The organism is Micromonospora sp. IBHARD003 (genome assembly GCF_056106285.1).
Genome location: NZ_JBWBBX010000001.1, coordinates 196,681 through 212,999, shown reverse-complemented (window position 1 = coordinate 212,999; position 16,319 = coordinate 196,681). Strand labels below are relative to the sequence as shown.

General features: G+C 69.9%; 8 protein-coding genes. 1 reads left to right on the top strand and 7 read right to left on the bottom strand.

What is annotated here, in order from left to right:
* Positions 1–65: 65 nt before the first annotated feature.
* The 3 genes from ACTWOL_RS00850 to mmsA form a co-directional block, all read right to left on the bottom strand.
* Positions 66–1,172: a substrate-binding domain-containing protein gene (locus ACTWOL_RS00850; RefSeq protein ID WP_474293211.1), complete on the bottom strand. Its 1,107-nt coding sequence runs from the start codon at positions 1,170–1,172 to the stop codon at positions 66–68.
* An 80-nt stretch (positions 1,173–1,252) separates the two neighbouring features.
* Positions 1,253–2,542: a multiple monosaccharide ABC transporter permease gene (gene mmsB, locus ACTWOL_RS00845; RefSeq protein WP_474293209.1), complete on the bottom strand. Its 1,290-nt coding sequence runs from the start codon at positions 2,540–2,542 to the stop codon at positions 1,253–1,255.
* A complete protein-coding gene (gene mmsA / locus ACTWOL_RS00840) occupies positions 2,539–4,086 on the bottom strand; it encodes a multiple monosaccharide ABC transporter ATP-binding protein (RefSeq protein ID WP_474293207.1) in 1,548 nt (515 codons plus the stop codon). The genes mmsB and mmsA overlap by 4 nt, the downstream gene beginning before the upstream one ends.
* A 216-nt stretch (positions 4,087–4,302) precedes the next feature.
* Between mmsA and ACTWOL_RS00835 the strand changes: the two genes are divergently transcribed.
* Positions 4,303–5,547, top strand: coding sequence for an ROK family transcriptional regulator (locus tag ACTWOL_RS00835; RefSeq protein WP_474293205.1), 1,245 nt, complete (start codon positions 4,303–4,305; stop codon positions 5,545–5,547).
* Between the two features lie 80 nt (positions 5,548–5,627).
* Here ACTWOL_RS00835 and ACTWOL_RS00830 read toward each other — a convergent pair whose 3' ends face one another.
* The 4 genes from ACTWOL_RS00830 to ACTWOL_RS00815 all read right to left on the bottom strand — a co-directional run bounded on the left by ACTWOL_RS00830 (position 5,628) and on the right by ACTWOL_RS00815 (position 16,131).
* A complete protein-coding gene (locus ACTWOL_RS00830; RefSeq protein ID WP_474301070.1) occupies positions 5,628–6,308 on the bottom strand; it encodes a DNA alkylation repair protein in 681 nt (226 codons plus the stop codon).
* A gap of 320 nt (positions 6,309–6,628) precedes the next feature.
* Positions 6,629–7,651 (bottom strand): fatty acid desaturase family protein, encoded by a 1,023-nt coding sequence (locus ACTWOL_RS00825; RefSeq protein WP_474293203.1) that lies wholly within the window; start codon positions 7,649–7,651, stop codon positions 6,629–6,631.
* Entirely contained in the window at positions 7,641–8,561 is a 921-nt protein-coding gene (locus ACTWOL_RS00820) for a pyridoxal-phosphate dependent enzyme (protein WP_474293201.1), read from the bottom strand. The genes ACTWOL_RS00825 and ACTWOL_RS00820 overlap by 11 nt, the downstream gene beginning before the upstream one ends.
* A gap of 166 nt (positions 8,562–8,727) precedes the next feature.
* Complete coding sequence (locus ACTWOL_RS00815) at positions 8,728–16,131, bottom strand: non-ribosomal peptide synthetase/MFS transporter (RefSeq protein WP_474293199.1); 7,404 nt, start codon at positions 16,129–16,131, stop codon at positions 8,728–8,730.
* Between the last annotated feature and the right edge of the window lie 188 nt (positions 16,132–16,319).

The window sequence follows — 16,319 nt, the reverse complement described above, 5'->3', positions numbered from 1 at the left end:
GGCGTTCCGTGTCGTCGCGCGCCCCGGGACACCGCCAGGGGCGCGCGACGCTGGGGTTCGGTGTGTTACTTGGTGAGCAGGGACAGCTTGGGGTCGTTGGCGTAGGCCTCGGCCGCGTTCTGCTTGGTCACGATGACCGGCGGGAGGAGGTAGGCCGGGACGACCTTGGAGCCGTTGTTGTACGACTTGGTGTCGTTGATCTGCGGCTTGTCGCCCTTCTGCAGGGACTTGACCATGTTGATGGTCTCGGCGACGAGCTTCCGGGTGTCCTTGTTGATGGTGGAGTACTGCTCCCCCTGCATGATCGACTTCACCGACTCGACTTCGGAGTCCTGACCGGTGACGACCGGGAGCGGCTTGCCGGCGCCCTTCACGGAGGTGAGGATCGCGCGGGCGAGGGTGTCGTTGGGTGACAGGACACCGTCGAGCGTCTTGGCGCCGTTGTAGGTGGAGGTCAGCAGGGAGTCCATGCGCTGCTGGGCGTTCTCGGCCTTCCAGCCCTGGATCGCCGTCTGCTTGATGTCCTTCTGACCCGAGCCGACAACGATGTCGCCCTTGTCGATCAGAGGCTTGAGGACAGTCATCGCGCCGTCGAAGAAGACCTTCGAGTTGTTGTCGTCCGGCGAGCCGGAGAACAGCTCGACCGTCCACGGGCCCTTCGGCTTCTTGGCCTTCATGCCGTCGATGAGAGCCTGCCCCTGCAACTGGCCGACCTTGAAGTTGTCGAAGGCGATGTAGTAGTCGACGTCGGCCGTGTTGGTGATGAGGCGGTCGTAGGCGATGACCACCGCGCCGGCCTGCTTGGCCTGTGCCACCTGCGTCGCGAGCTGCGAGGCGTCGGTGGCGCCGACGACGATCACCTTGGCGCCCTTGGTGACCATGGCGGAGATCTGCGCCTGCTGGTCCGCGACGGTGGTCGAGGGGCCCGCGTACTGCACGTCGGCCTTGAAACCGGAGTCCTTCAGTCCGTCCCGGAAGAGGGCGCCGGCGAGCACCCAGTTCTCCGAGGTCTTCGCCGGCAGCGCGACACCGATGAGGGAGTCCTGCGCGAAGCCCTTGCCGTCGCCGCCCTTACCGGCGGCGCCTTCGCGTTCGTTGGAGCAAGCCGTGCCCATGATGAGCAGTGCGGCGGCGCCGACCGCGGCGATGCCTCTGGTGATGATTGTGCGCATGGTGATGTGAGCCCTTCGTGCAGGTTGCTGTTGCCAGGTGTGGCGTTCCGCGGGCGCGGACCCGCGAGTAGGTGGTGCGGTCAGCGTGCGACCAGCGTTTTGTCGGGGTCGGAAGCCGGGCCGGCCGGGCCGGGCGGTTCCTCCCGACGGAAGGGACGCATGAGCGACCCGATGATCGAGAAGCGGCCCTGGCGCTTGTTGTAGACGTCGAAAGCGACGGCGGCGAGGAGGACCAGACCCTTGATGATCTGGACCATGTCGGAGCCGACGCCCTCCAACTGCAGGCCGTTGTTGAGCAGGGCCATGACCAGGCCACCGACGATCGAGCCGCTGATGGTGCCGAGGCCGCCGGAAACCGCCGCGCCGCCGATGAAGACGGCCGCGATGGCATCGAGCTCCCAGCTCAGACCATCCTGCGGGCCGGAAGCCGCGGACCGCGCCACGAAGATCATGCCGGCCAGGGCGGCCAGTACGGACATGTTCATCATGACGACGAAGTTGACCCGCCTCAGCTTCACACCGGACAGTTCGGCCGCGCGGGCGTTGCCGCCGACGGCGTAGATGTGCCGGCCGCCGATGGTGTTGCGGGTGTAGTACGAGTACGCGAGCACCAGGACGATCAGGATGATGCCGGAGATCGGCAGGCTGGTGCCGATGCGGCCGCCCGCGAAGCGCAGCGTCGCGAAGACGATCACTCCCAGCATCACCGCGAGACGGATGCCCGTGACCCACAGGGGAGCCACGTCGGCGTGCATCTCGCGGCGGGTCTGCTGCGCCTTCCACTCGCGCCACACCATGCCCGCGCAGGCCGCCAGTCCGAGCAGCAGGGTCAGGTTGTTGTATCCGGTGCTCGGCCCGACCTCGGGCAGGAAGCCCGCCCCGATCTCGCGGAAGTTCTCGGGGACCGGCACCGTGTCGGCGTTGCCGATGTACTGGTTGCCGCCGCGGAACAGCATCATCCCGGCCAGGGTGACGATGAACGCGGGCACTCCCACATAGGCGACCCAGAAGCCCTGCCAGGCGCCGATCAACGCGCCGACGACGAGACCGAGTGCGATGCCGAGGGGCCAGGGGAGCGAGTACGCCTCCATCGCCTTGGCGACCACGATGCCGGTGAATGCCGCGACCGAGCCGACCGAGAGATCGATGTGCCCGGCGACGATCACCATGAGCATGCCGATCGCGAGAATCAGGATGTAGGAGTACTGGCTGACGACCGCGATGAGGTTGCCGGAGGTCAGGGTCAGCCCCCCGGTCCAGATCTGGAACAGCAGGACGATCGCCACGAGGGTGAAGATCATGCCGAACTGGCGGGCGTTGGAGGTCGTGCCTCCGAAGAGGTTCTTTTGCAGGTCTTTGATTCGGCTCATGAGGTCGGGCTCTTCTTCATCGCGGTCATCTGCTTCATCAGTGCTTCGGGGTCGGCGTCGCGGCGCGGGACCTCGCCGGTGATGGCGCCTTCGAACGTCGTGTAGATGCGGTCGCACAGGCCGATGAGTTCGGGCAGCTCCGAGGAGATGACGATGACGCCCTTGCCCTGGCTCACGAGCCGCTGGATGATCCCGTAGATCTCGTACTTGGCACCCACGTCGATGCCGCGGGTCGGCTCGTCGAGGATCAGCAGGTCCGGGTCGGTGAACATCCACTTCGCCAGGACGACCTTCTGCTGGTTGCCGCCGGAGAGCTTGACGACCCCCTCGTCGACGCTGGGTGTCTTGATCCTCAGGCTCGCTCGGTATTCCTCGGCGACGCGGTGCTCACGCACCGGATCGATGACACCGCGCTTGGCGATCTTCGACAGTTTGGCGGCCACCATCGAGGTCTTGATGTCGTCCAGCAGGTTGAGGCCGATCGACTTGCGGTCCTCGCTGACGTAGGCGAGGCCGTGGCGGATGGCGTCCGCCACCGATGTCAGCTCGATCTCCTCGCCGTCCTTGAAGACTCGGCCGGACAGGTAGGTGCCGTAGGAACGCCCGAACAGACTCATCGCGAGTTCGGTGCGCCCGGCGCCCATGAGCCCGGCGAAACCGACGATCTCGCCGCGCCGGACATGGAAGGTCGACCCCTTGCACACGAGCCGTTCGTCGGAACTCGGGTGCCGCACCGTCCAGTCACGGACCTCGAAGAAGACTTCGCCGATGTCGGGTGTGTGGTCCGGGAACCGACTGCTGAGCTCTCGGCCGACCATGCCACGCACGATGCGGTCCTCGTTGACGCCGTCCGCCTTGACGTCGAGAGTCTCGATGGTGCGGCCGTCGCGCAGGATCGTGATGCTGTCGGCGACCGCCTCGATCTCGCCCAGCTTGTGCGAGATGATGATCGAGGTCACGCCTCGCTCCCGGAAGCCGCGCAGCAGGTCGAGCAGATGCCGGGAGTCGTCCTCGTTGAGGGCCGCGGTCGGCTCGTCGAGGATGAGCAGCTTCACGTCCTTCGCGAACGCCTTGGCGACTTCCACGAGTTGCTGCTTGCCGACGCCGATGTCCTTGATCAGCGTGTCGGGATCCTCCCGGAGCCCGACCTGCGCCATCAGCTCCAGCGTCCGGCGCCGGGAGGCCTTCCAGTCGATCCCGCCCCGTCTGCGGGGTTCATTGCCGAGGAAGATGTTCTCCGCGATCGACATGCCCGGCACCAGCGCGAGCTCCTGGTGGATGATGACGATCCCGGCCTGTTCGCTGGCCCGGATGTCATGGAACCGCATCTGCTCGCCGCGGTAGACGATCTCGCCCGAGTAGCTGCCGTGCGGGTGAACGCCGCTCAGCACCTTCATCAGGGTGGACTTGCCGGCGCCGTTCTCCCCGCAGATCGCGTGGATCTCGCCCTCGCGGACGGCCAGGTTGACGTCGGCGAGTGCGGTGACGCCGGGGAAGGTCTTGGTGATCGACCGCATCTCCAGCAGGGTCGGGGCCTCGGTCATGGGCAGGCCTCCGCACTGCTCAGGCCTCGCCCGGCGCTCGAGACCGAGCGTTCGGGGATGCGGGGTTTCGTGGACATCAGCTTGCCTCCGATGGCACTGCGCGGTGCCTGGTGTCCGGGGGGTTACGACTTGTGACCGGGAGATTAAATCCATTTGTTTTACTAAGTCAATGGGTCTGGCACTATGTTTGTCCGGGGCCAACGAGAGGACCGGTACGTGCGGCAGGCAGGAACGAACCTCCCCAAGGTGGGGCGGTACAACCGAGCGGTGGTCCTCGACCAGATCCAGCTGGCAGAGGGCATCAGCCGGGTGGAGATCGCCCAGCTGACCGGCCTCACCCCACAGACGGTCTCCGGCATCGTGCGCCGTCTGCTGGACGAGGGCATCGTCCGCGAGGACGGGGCGACCCGGATCGCCAGCGGCGGAAAGCCCCGCACCACGCTGCGGCTCAACGCGGAGGCGGGCAGTGCGGTCGGACTGCACTTCGACCCGGTCGAGCTGACCTGCTCCGTGGTCGACCTGAGCGGACGCCCTCTGGTCGTCAGGAAACGCCCCACCCCGGCCGGCATCGACCCGTCACATGTGGTGACGGCCATGGCCGAGCTGGTCGCCGAAGTGCTGGACGAAGCGGATGTCCCGCGCGACAAGGTTCTCGGCCTGGGCCTCGCCACCCCGGGGCCGATCGACCAGGAGCTCGGCATCATCGTCGCTCCGCCCCAGCTCGCGCACTGGACCAGGGTGCCCCTGCAGAGAATGCTGAGCGAGGCCACCCAGCTGCCGGTGACGCTGGACAACGACGCCACGGCCGCCGCGGTCGGCGAACGCTGGTCCGGCGCGGGCAAGGGCGTGGCGAACTTCGCGTACGTCTTCTTCGGCACCGGCATCGGCGGCGGTCTGATCCTCAACCACCAGGTGTACAGAGGTGGTTCGCTGAACGCGGGAGAGTTCGGCCACGCGTCGGTGCTGCCCGACGGGCCGGAATGCTATTGCGGCAACCGGGGCTGCCTGGAGCGGTTGGTCAATCCCACGGCGATCGTGGCCGAGGTGCATCGCCGGCTCGCCGACGGGTCCCCGGGCGAGAGTGAGCTGTCGCAAGCGTTCGACCGGGATCCGGCTTCGGTCGACCATGCGGCGATCCGGCTGGCCGCAGCGGCCGGCGACCCGATCGCCGCGGCTGTCGTCGACGAGGCCGCGGAACACGTCGCCTCGGTCGCGGTCAGCATCGCCAATTTCATCGACGTGGACCTCATCGTGCTCGGCGGTCACGGCATCCAGCACGTGGAGTCGCGCTACGTCGACGTCGTCGCCTCGGCGCTGGCAACCAGACCACTGTCCCGCAGCATCCGGCTGGTCGAGGTCAAGGCGTCCCCCCTCGGCACGGACGCCGCCGTGGTGGGCGGTGCCGCCCTCGTGCTCCACTCGGCGTACTCACCGCAGCTGTCCGCTCTTCTCGCCGACTGAACGCGACCTGAGACGCCGAACAGCCCTGGGACCGGCACCAACCGCTCGGCCATCGCCATGCCCGCGACCGGGCCACCGCCTCAACCCACCGTCTTGTCGTGCTGCCGGCGCACCATCTCGGTGATCCAGATGGGGGCGAACGGAGATGTACAGCCCGGGGAAGTCGGGTAGTCCTTGAGCACCTCCAGGCGCTCGCCGATGTCGATCGCACGGGTGCGATGCCCGGCGTGCTCGATCCCGATCTGGGCCAGGCAGTGGTTCATCGCCCACTGCAGGCGATCCGGGGCCTCCTGCATCTGCGCCTCGATGACATCCAGCAGTCCTGAGAGGTCGAGGCCTCCGGGCTTCTTCGCCACGCGTTCGGTGGTCAGCGCCCAGCCGGCACTCGCGACCACCGGATCCGGATCGGCAGACCAGGCGACCCGCAGTTCTTCGGAGTGCGGGTTCTTCTTCACCACGTAGTTCACGAGCCAGTCGTGCACCTTGGGTTTGCGGGCCCCGCGCAACATGACGTCCAACTCGTCACGCTCGAACGCCTTCGGCCGGCAGATCAGGATCGCCAGCAGTCTCGCCGCGGTGTCATCCGTCTCCCAGAGCCGGCACGCGAGTTCCTGCTGCGTCTTCAGCCGCTTCGCGAGCGCGCGCAGCTTGCCGAGGTTCACACCGTGATTGTCACCGTGCTTCTCGTTCACCTTGCGTGCCTTCGGATCCTCGAGCCCGGCCAGCTCTGCCATCACCTCGGCCAGTGTCGTCTCGGCCACCTCAGCCTCCTCTTCCTCACGCGCGGGATCCAGCCTACGACGGACGTCGGCATCCGGCCGTGGACACCTGGCAGGCCCGGTCGGGAGAGTGATCGGCGCCATGGCCGAGCCGATCAGGTCCGGGACCTCGGCCATGCCACGGCCCCGTCGGCCCGGGTGCGGGAATGCGTCGTTGGCCCTCGGGTCTCCGGGCGCGGAGACCCGAGGGCTCGGCATTCGCCCCCGGGCCGGTCCTCAAAGATCGCCCGGACAGGCCCGACACAGCACAGTGGCGTGGTGCGGTTGCTGGTTCTCGTGCCGGTTTCTCGCCCGGTCCGTTGTCATGGTGTGTGCTCGGGGCGGGTTGCGGGCGGGACTCTGAGGGTCTGCCACAGGAGGCGGTAGAAGTCCGCGTAGCTGTGCTCGATGTGTTTGGCGTGGGCGCGTGTCGCGGTGTGGCGTTCCCCGAGACGGTTGAGAGGGACGGTCATGGCGGCGTGGTGTTCGACGTGCAGGTTGTTTCCGTTGGTGAACCATGTGGTCAGCCAACTGCCGGTGATCGACCTTGTGTTGCGGAGGACGTCGGTCGTTTCGGTGTCGCACAGAAGGTGCTCGGGTAGTTCGACGAGGAAGTGGAGAGGGACGGCGAGGGCCAGGGGCAGGAGCCAGAGCCGGAGCACGTACGTGCCGTGGCCGAGGACTGTCAGGGCGGCCGCGGTGGCGACGAAGGTGCCCAGGAGGATGTGTTCGGTGACGATGCGCCGTCGCATCGCGGGCGCCAGGTGGCCGTACGCGTACGACCAGCGTCCTGCGGCGGCGCGGATGGTGTCCAGGACGACCGAGCCGAGCCGAGGGTAGTCGAGCAGCCCGCGGAGCAGCACGGCGAAGGTCAGGGGTTTGCGTGTGTCGAAGCCGAAGAACTCGCTGTCCTGCGGGGTGCCCAGGTAGCGGTGGTGTTGCAGGTGGCGGACCCGGTAGTGGCTGTAGACGACGAGCAGCGGCATCCCCAGGGGTACGCCGACAAGCCGGTGCGGCAGGGTGCGCCGGAAGGCGGAGTGGTGCAGGCACTGGTGCTGCAGTTCCACGGCGTGGGTGTACATGGCGGCGAGCAGCACGATTCCGGCGCCTGCCGCCCACGGTGACGGCTGCAGGGCGAGGGTCGCGCCGGCGGCGGTGAGGGCCCCCAGCACGGCCAGTTTGGCGATGAAGACCAGTTCGTCGGCGCGTGTGACTCTGAGCCGGGTGAAGAGCCGGCTCTCCTGGCCGGTGGTCGTGGTGTCCTGGGGGGACGGCGGCGACGGGCGAGGAGTTGGGGCAGGGACTGCCCGCGATGTGTGCGGGGGGATGAGTCCTTCAGCGGCCACTGAGCACCACCACGTGGACACCGGGGGCCAGGCCTTCTGCGCCGGCGGTCCGCAGCAGCCCGGCCAGGGCGACGGCGCCTGCGGCGGTGGGCGTGGCACCGTACGCGGCGAGTGCGTCACGGGCGCGGCAGAGTTCCTGGTCGTCCACGCCGATGACGGTGCCGCCGGTGGCCGCGATCGCCGTCAAGGCCTCGTCGCCTTGCAGGGCATGCCAGTTGACCAGGGGCTGGTTGTGGTCGGTGGTGGAGACGGCTTCCGGGGCCAGGGGACGGTACGGGCCCGGCCAGCAGGTCACCATGGGGTTGTTGCCGGCGGAGCCGACGCCGTTGATCACCGTGCTCCAGCCGTGCTGTTCCAGCCGGCGCCGGACGGCGATGGCTGTGGTGCCATTGCCGACGGGCAGCCACAGCACGGCGGGGGGCTCGGTCAGTGCCTCCCGGAGAGCGGCGACGACCACCCCGTGTCCTTCGAAGACGGCTTCGGCGTACGGTCCGTCGACGTTGCCGTCGACGCATTCCCCGGTGGCGGCGAGCCGCCGGGACTCGTCCACGGCGTCCTCGTACGCCCCGTCCACGAGATGGACCTTCGCTCCGGAGGCGCGCATCGCCGAGCCGCCGTCGCTCCAGCCGGTGGGCAGTACCACGGTGCACTCCACGTCTGCGACCTGGCAGGCCGTGGCCATGGCCCGGCCGTAGTTGCCGCACGTCGCGATGGTGATGTGACGATGGCCGTCGGCGACCGCGCGTGCCACGACGGCGCGGGCGGCGGGTTCCTTGTGGCTTCCTGAGGCGTAGCGCGTTTCGTCCTTGACCAGCACCCGGGCGCCGGGTACCAGGGCGGAGATGTCGATGAGGGGTGTGCCGAAGGCGTCGGACGGCGCCTCGGCGGTCGGCTGGGCGGGGGTGAGCATGGCGGTTCCTTCAGGTGAGAGGAGGGCTCGGCCGGTCGACCCGGCAGGGTCGGTGCCGGGCCGGCCGGCGCGTGAGGTGCCGGATGGTCGTGTAGGAGTGGTCAGGCGGTGCGTGGGGGTGTGTCGGGTGGTGAGTGGGGGGCGTCAGGGGGCCGCGTGGGAGCGGTCAGGTGGCGCGGGCGGTCGTCACCAGCTGGGCGTCGGCGTGCCCCTGCAGGTCGTCGAGGTCACCGATCTCGGCAGGCGGGACGGCGTCGGGCAGGCCGTCCTCCAGGTGACGCAGGCGGTGGTCGGCCCAGCCGCGGGCCGCCCAGCCCAGCTGGAGCAGCCCGCTGACGACGACGAGCAGGGCGAGACCCCGTCCGGGACCCGTGCCGAGTACCCGGCCCACCGTGTCCGCGAGGGCCCCGTCGGCTTCCAGCAGCGGCTGGACGTAGTGCTCGGCGAGCGGGCCGACGACCAGATAGCCGAGGGGCATCGTCAGCATCATCAGTGTCATGAAGATGGCCAGGACCCGGCCCTGGAGCTCGAGGCCTACCTTCGTCTGGACCAGGGCGATCCAGTGGCCGTCCGCCAGTGACTCACCGAAGGCCAGCAGGAACATCCCGGCCACGATCAGCGGCGGGCTGGCAAGGCCGACCATCGCCATCGCGAGGCTGGCCACGGCCATGGAGACGATCATGCCGTGTGCCCGGCGGGGTGTGCCGCCCCACAGGCCCATCACCAGGCTGCCGCACAGACCGCCGATCCCGGCCGCGCCGAGCGCGCCGCCCAGTACGGCCGGTGACTGCTCGATGAGCAGCATCGGGGTGATGACGGCGAAGCCGAGTGTGTAGAAGGCATGGTCGATGACGAAGTAACGCAGTGCCGCGCGGAGGCCGGGCCGGCGCGTGATGTAGCGCCAGCCGCCGGTGATCTCCTTGCCGAACGACTCGTCGCGGCGGCGGAAGAGGGTGTCGGGGAAGCGGACGGCCAGCAGCGTCGCGACGCCCGCCGCGAAGCTGCACACATCGATCACGATCACACCGGAGATGCCGATCACACCGATCAGGCCAGCGCCCAGCATGGGCGCGAACACCGTGCCCACTCCGACGCCGAGTTGGCTGATGCCGCCGGCGTGCCCGAGGTAAGGCTTGGGCACCAACTGGGCCACCGCGGCGAGATACGCGGGCCGTTGGAACGCGCCGGCGACCGAGGTGACCGACACGGCCAGATACACCTGCCACATCTCCAGTCCGCGGACGAGGGCCAGCAGCGCGAGCAGACCCATCGCCGCACCCGCCACCGCATCGCTCGTCAGCATGACGGCCCGGCGGTTCCAGCGGTCCGCCACGGCACCGGCCAGCGGTCCGGCGAGAATGCCGGGAAGCATGCCCACCGCGTTGACGACGGCGAAGTCGGTGACGGAACCGGTGCGTTGATAGACCCAGATACTCAGGACGAGCGTGCTCAGGCTGCTTCCGAACATCGACAGGAACTGGCCGAGAGCCACCATCGCGAACCGGGACAGGCTCGGCGCGGTGCCCGGTGCGCGCGACACCGGCTTCGGGGCCGCGTTCGGGCCGGTGCCGGCCACTGCCCCGGCCGCTCGGGGCTCGTCGACGGGCGGGGCCTGCACGGGCACACCGTCTGCCGGCGTACCGCCCGCTTCGACCGTGACGCTCGCCGGACCGGATGGAGGCGCCTGCCACCGTTCGGCGTGCTCCACCAGCGCCTGGGCCAGGGGGCCGGCGTGCGACTTGACGAAGAAGTGGCCCGCCCTGGGGAGTACCGCCAACGAGACGTCGTCCGCGAAGTGCTCCCACTCGCGGTAGCGCTCCTGGTACAGCTCGGTGACCCGGTCCCGGGAACCCACCACACTCAGGACGGGGGCCCGCAGCCTGCCGGCCCCGGAGTCCTGGTAGGCCGCCGTGTAGTACTCCTCGGCGTCGCGGGCGTCGTGCCGCACGTTCCGCAGCACGAACTGCTCCTGTTCCGCGCTCTCCAGGTCGGTGAAGCCTCCCCTCGCGCGCAGATACGCCAGGTACTCCCGGTCGGAAGTGAGCCGGTCGGTCGGCAGCAGCCGGTGCAGCCAGTCGAAGAACCGTCCGGGCAGCCGTGCCGTGGGGAAACCGGCGCCCAGGCCGACCCCGGCCAGTTCGATCCCGGCGGCCTCCGCCTGGCGTGCGATCTCCAGTGTGACGGCCGTTCCCAGACAGTGCCCGTACAGCAGTACGGGCCCCCGCACCGAGCCGAGTTCACCGACGACCCGGGCCGCCACCTCCACGCCCGGCACCAGCGGATCGTCCGGCCTGCCCATGTCGTGTCCCGGCAACTCGACCGCGTACAGGCCCCAGTGCGCCGGAAGCCGGTCCGCAAGCGGCTGGTACGCGACGGCGCTGCCGCCGGAGAAGGGCACCGCGACGACCGTGACACCGCCCGCCTGCGGGTTGGCCTCGCCACGGCTCAGCCGGTGCAGCAGGTGCGGCGGTTCCTCCTCCCTGCCCTCGGCCCGCTCCGTGACAAGCGCGGCGAGGGCGCGAACCGTCGGGGCGCGGTACAGCTCCACCAGTGCGAGGCCGGGGTCGATCCGCCGGGCGACACGCAGCGCGGCGAACGAGTCGCCACCGAGGGAGAAGAAGCTGTCGTCGATCCCGATCGCGGATTCCCCGAGCCCGAGAGCCGCCGCCCAGATGGCGGCGATGCGCCGTTCTGCCGCGCTGCGCGGTGCCGTGCGCGACGGAGCGTCGCCGGCGTCGGGCGGGGCGGGCAGGGCACGCCGGTCGAGCTTGCCGTTGGGGGTGAGCGGCAGCCGGGGCAGGAACACCACCCGCGCCGGGACCATGTGCGTGGGCAGGGTCGCCGCCAGGGCGTCACGGACATCCGTCTCGGTGAGCGCCGCCTCCGGGCCGTGGACGAGGTATCCCACGAGCTGCGCCGCACCGGACGGCAGGGTGTGCACCGCGGCCGCGCACCCCGCCGCCCCCGGCAGCGCGCCGAGCGCCGCCTCCACCTCGCCGAGCTCCACCCGGTAACCGTTCACCTTGACCTGGTCGTCGAGGCGGCCGAGGAAGTCCACCGTGCCGTCGCGGCGGAAGCGTGCGCTGTCCCCGGTCCGGTACATACGCGCCCCGGTGCCGGTGCCGGTGCCGTCGTCGGCGTACGGGTCGGGGACAAACCGCTTCGCGGTCAGCTCCGGCCGCTCGTGGTAGCCCGGCGAGACACCGGCACCGCCCAGGTACAGTTCGCCCACCACACCCGGTGGCACGGGATTGCCATGGGCGTCGAGCACGTACACGCGGTTGTTGGGGAACGGCCGCCCGATGGGCAGCGGGGCGTCGGCGGGCAGGTCGTCGACGTCGCCGTCGAAGTACACGTTGTCAACGGTGACTTCGGTGACACCGTACGCGTTGACGACACGGTTTTCGGCACCGACCAGTCGTCGTGCCCGCTGGTACTCGTGCACCTGCCACTTCTCACCACCGCCGATCAGCAGCCGGACGAACTCCAGCCGCTGCCCGGTCTGTTCCACATGAGCCAGCAGAGCGCGCAGTACAGCCGGCACCAGTTCGGTGCACTGGACCTTCTCCTCGCACATCAGCCTGTACAGGCCTGCCGGGTCGAGGAGCCTCTCGCGGGGGACGACGACGAGCCGGCCGCCGGTGCACAGCGCGCGCAGCGTCTCGCCGACGAACATGTCGAAGGAGAAACTGGCGGCCTGCTGGTACGTCCAGTCCGCATCGAGGCTGTAGGAGCGCTGCCACATGCTCACGGCGTGCACGAGATTGCGATGGGTGACCACCACGCCTTTGGGGCGTCCGGTGGAACCCGAGGTGTAGATCACGTACGCCGCGTCGTCCGGACTTCCCGCCGGTACCGGATCGTCGTCCGCGGCGCAGTCGAGGAGGGCGGCGTCCCGGTCGAGCGCGAGCACCGGTGTGTGCCGTGAGAGGTCGGCGGCGCAGGACAGGTCGAGCCGGGTGACCAGGGCAACGGGGCGGCTGTCGTCGAGCATGTAGCGCAGCCGCTCCTGCGGATAGGCCGGGTCGAGCGGCACATAGGCGCCGCCCGCCTTGAGCACGCCCCACATGGCTGCGAACAGGTCGATCTCCCGGTCGAGACAGATCGCCACACGCTCACCCGGCCGCACTCCCCGCTGACGCAGCAGATGGGCGAGCCGGTTCGCCCTGCGATTGAGCCAGTCGTAGGTGACCGTACGGGTACCCGAGGTGAGGGCGGGGGCGTCCGGCCGCTCCGCCACACACCGTTCGAACAGCTCCTGGACGCTGAGGGCGGGGGTGATACCGGCCGCGCTGTCGTTCCAGGTGTGCAGGATGGTGCGGCGTTCGGCGGGTCCGAGCAGGGGCAGCCGGTCCACCTCGGTGTCCGGATCCGCGGCGGCGGCGCGCAGCAGGTGCAACAGATGGTCCACCAGGGCTTCGACGCGTTCGGCGTCGAACAGTTCGGCCGCGTAGTCGGCGTTCAGCACCGGACCGTCCACGGGGAAGTCGAGCCCCAGAGCCAGGTCGGCCATGATCGCGGCCGGTGCCTCGTCACCTGCGTACCGCACCAGGGGGTCGCGCGGTGCCATGGTGTTGTGGACGGTGACGCTCACCCGGCTGAGCGGGGCCGGACGTCCCGCGCCGGAGCCTCTGACGGCAGAGGCGATGTCGGCCGGCGCGAGCCCTTGGTGTTCGAGGTCGCGCAGGACCGCGTCCCGTGTGCGGCTCAGCAGCGCGCCGAAGGTGGGAGCACCGGTCAGGTCCCCGCGCAGCGGCAGGATGTCCAGTACGGAGGCGACGACGGAGTCCAGCGCAGGATCGGAGCGCCCCGCCACCGGGGCGAGGACGGTCACATCGCGTTGCCCCGTGTACCGTCCCAGGACCACCTGGACCCCGGTCAGGAGGACTGCGAAGAGGCTGGCCCGCTGCTCCCGCGCGCAGGTCTCGAGCAGTGTGAGTGTCGCCGGGTCGAGCCGGCGGGTCACCCGGCCCGCGCGATGGTTCGCGATCGCGGAGCGTGGCCGGTCCGCGGGGAGCTCCGGATCCAGTTCCGCGTCGCCGAAGCGGCCCTGCCAGTAGGCGGCGAGCGCCGGGTCACCGGCCGCCGCGGTCCGGTCCCGGGCGATGCGCGCGAGCCGGTCGGGGGCCGGTTGGCGCGGCTGGAGCCCGCGGGACAAGTCCCGGTAGATCTCGGCCAGTTCGTTTCCGACCACCCCCGCGGACCAGCCGTCGAACACCAGGTGGTGGACGGCGAGAAACAGTTCGTCACCGTCGGCCGTCCGCAGCAGTACCGCACGGGCCAGCGGCCCGCGGGCCAGGTCGATGCGCTCGCAGACGATCCTGCGGCGCTCCTGCGCCGCGCGCGCAGCGCCCGACTCGTCGGTCGCGTCCCGCAGGTCGACCTCGTGGAGCGGGACGGCGCCGGACGCGTCCACGACCATCACCGGCTCGTCGCCGGCGTACGGGAAGCGGGCGGTGAGCGCGGGGTGCCGCCGGGCGAGTTCGGCCAGGCACGCCGTCAGCAACTCGGTGCGGACGGGGACCGACCACCGGTAGCGGATGCCGAGCGTGTGCACCGGCAGGTCGGTGCTGACCAGCTCCGCCATCCAGAAGTCGCGCTGCAGCGCGGTGAGCGGCAGCTCCCGCAGGCCCTCCTCGGCCGGTACACCCGCACTCACGTCGGTGTCGCGTGGCGGACCGGCCACGCACGTGCGTACGGCTTCGGTCACATCGGTGAGGGTCGGCGCCGCGTACAGCGCGCTCAGGCTGAGGTCGGCTCCGTAGGCCTGCCGCAGCCGGCCGAGCATGCGGACGGCGCTGAGGGAGTCCCCACCGAGGGCGAAGAAGTCGTCCTCGGGGCCGACGTCGGCGGTTCCGAGTACCTCCTGCCATATCCCGGCCACGCGAGACTCGGGAGAGGCGTCCTGTGGTGCGGCGGCGGTGCGGCGCGCGACATCCCGTGGTGCCGCGGCGGTGCGGCGCGCGAAGGCCGGCTGCGTGGCCGCGAGTGCCGTTCGGTCGACCTTGCCCTGCGGTGTCAACGGGAAGGCGGTGTGGACGCGGAAGACGGCCGGCACAAGGTAGTGCGGGAGCCGTGCGGCCAGGTCGCGCCGTATGGCATCGGTGCCGGGGGCCTCGTCGGCGGTCACGAGGTGCGCTGTGAGACGGGGCGCTCCCGCTTCGGTGCCGACCAGGACGACGGCGTCGATGACGCCGGGCAGTGCCCGCAGTGCGGTCTCGACCTCGCCCGGTTCCACCCGGAAGCCGCGGATCTTCACCTGCTGGTCCAGTCGGCCCAGGAACTCCAAGGTTCCGTCGGGCAGTTGTCGCACCCGGTCGCCGGTGCGGTACTCGCGCCGTCCGCCCGGGCCCTCGGGGAACCTCTCCTCGGTCAGGTCCGATCGCCGGAGATAGCCCGTGGCCACTCCCGGCCCGGCGATGCGCAGCTCGCCGGGCTCGCCGGGCGCCGCGTCGCGGCCGTCCTGCGTCGCGACCCGGACGACGACGCCCGGCAGGGGCACGCCGATCGGGACCGCACCGCCGCCCTGCCACGTGGTCAGATCCGCCGTTGTGGCGACGACGGTGGTTTCGGTCGGGCCGTAGGTGTTGAGCAGCCGTACCGTGCTGCCGACGTGCTCCTGCCACACGGCGACCGCACTCGCGTGGGCCCCTTCACCACCGATGATCACCGTGTGCACCGTCGCCGGAACGGCCGCCTCGCCGCGCGCGATCGCCGTGACGACCTCGTGCCAGTAGGCGGTCGGCAGGTCGAGCACGGTGATGCCCAGAGCGGCGCAGCGGTCCAGGAAGCCGTCCGGCGTGCTGATCATGTCGTCGTCACGGACGACGACCGCGGCCCCTGAGGTCAGCGCGGGGAAGATCTCCTCGACGCTCGTGTCGAAGCCGATCGAGGCGAACTGCAGGACCCTGTCGGCGGCGGTGAAGCCGTAGTGCTCGCGCGACACCCGGCAGAAGTGCGCAAGGGCCCGGTGTGGCACGACGACGCCCTTCGGCCTTCCCGTGGACCCGGAGGTGAAGATGACGTACGCCGGGTCGTCCGGCACGGCGGCGGCGTCCGGCAGTGGGGCTTCGGTGTGACGGTGTTGGCTGTCGGTGGTGCTCACCGTGTCCATGGCGAGTACGGGAGTGCCCGATGGCAGAGCCGGTGCGGGGCTGTCCGATCCGGTGGCGGGGACCAAGACGAGCCGGGGCCGGGTCTCTTCGGCCATCATCGCGAGCCGGGCGGCCGGGTATCCGGGGTCGAGGGGGACGTATCCGGCACCGGTGCGCAGTGTCGCCAGCATCGCCGTCACCGCCTCCCGGCCCCGCGGCAGACACAGACCCACGAGGTCTCCCGGGCGGACGCCTTGTGCGGCGAGTGAGTGAGCCAACGTTGTCACGGATGAGAGGAGTTCGCCGTAGGAGGTTGTGCCATGGGCATCGACTACGGCCGGTGCGCCGGGGGTTCGGCGGGCTTGGGCCTCCACAGCGGCCAGTACGTCGAGGTTGCCGACGTCATCGCTGGGATCGAGGTTGTTCGCGGTGGGTGTGCCTGTTCCGGGCTGGGCCGCGGGGGGTGATGCACGCACGTGCTTTCCAACTCCAAGGAAGTGTCCCTGCGATGGGGGCGATTCGCAGCGGATCGCCTGGGTGAGCGTCAAACGCTTGGGCGACCACCAGGTGAAGACAACTGACGGATCCCTGAACAAGTTCGTGAACGGAAGTTCTTCAGTGCGCGCTAATTCGCCTGCGTTCACAGCTACTTGAGTGTGAGCAG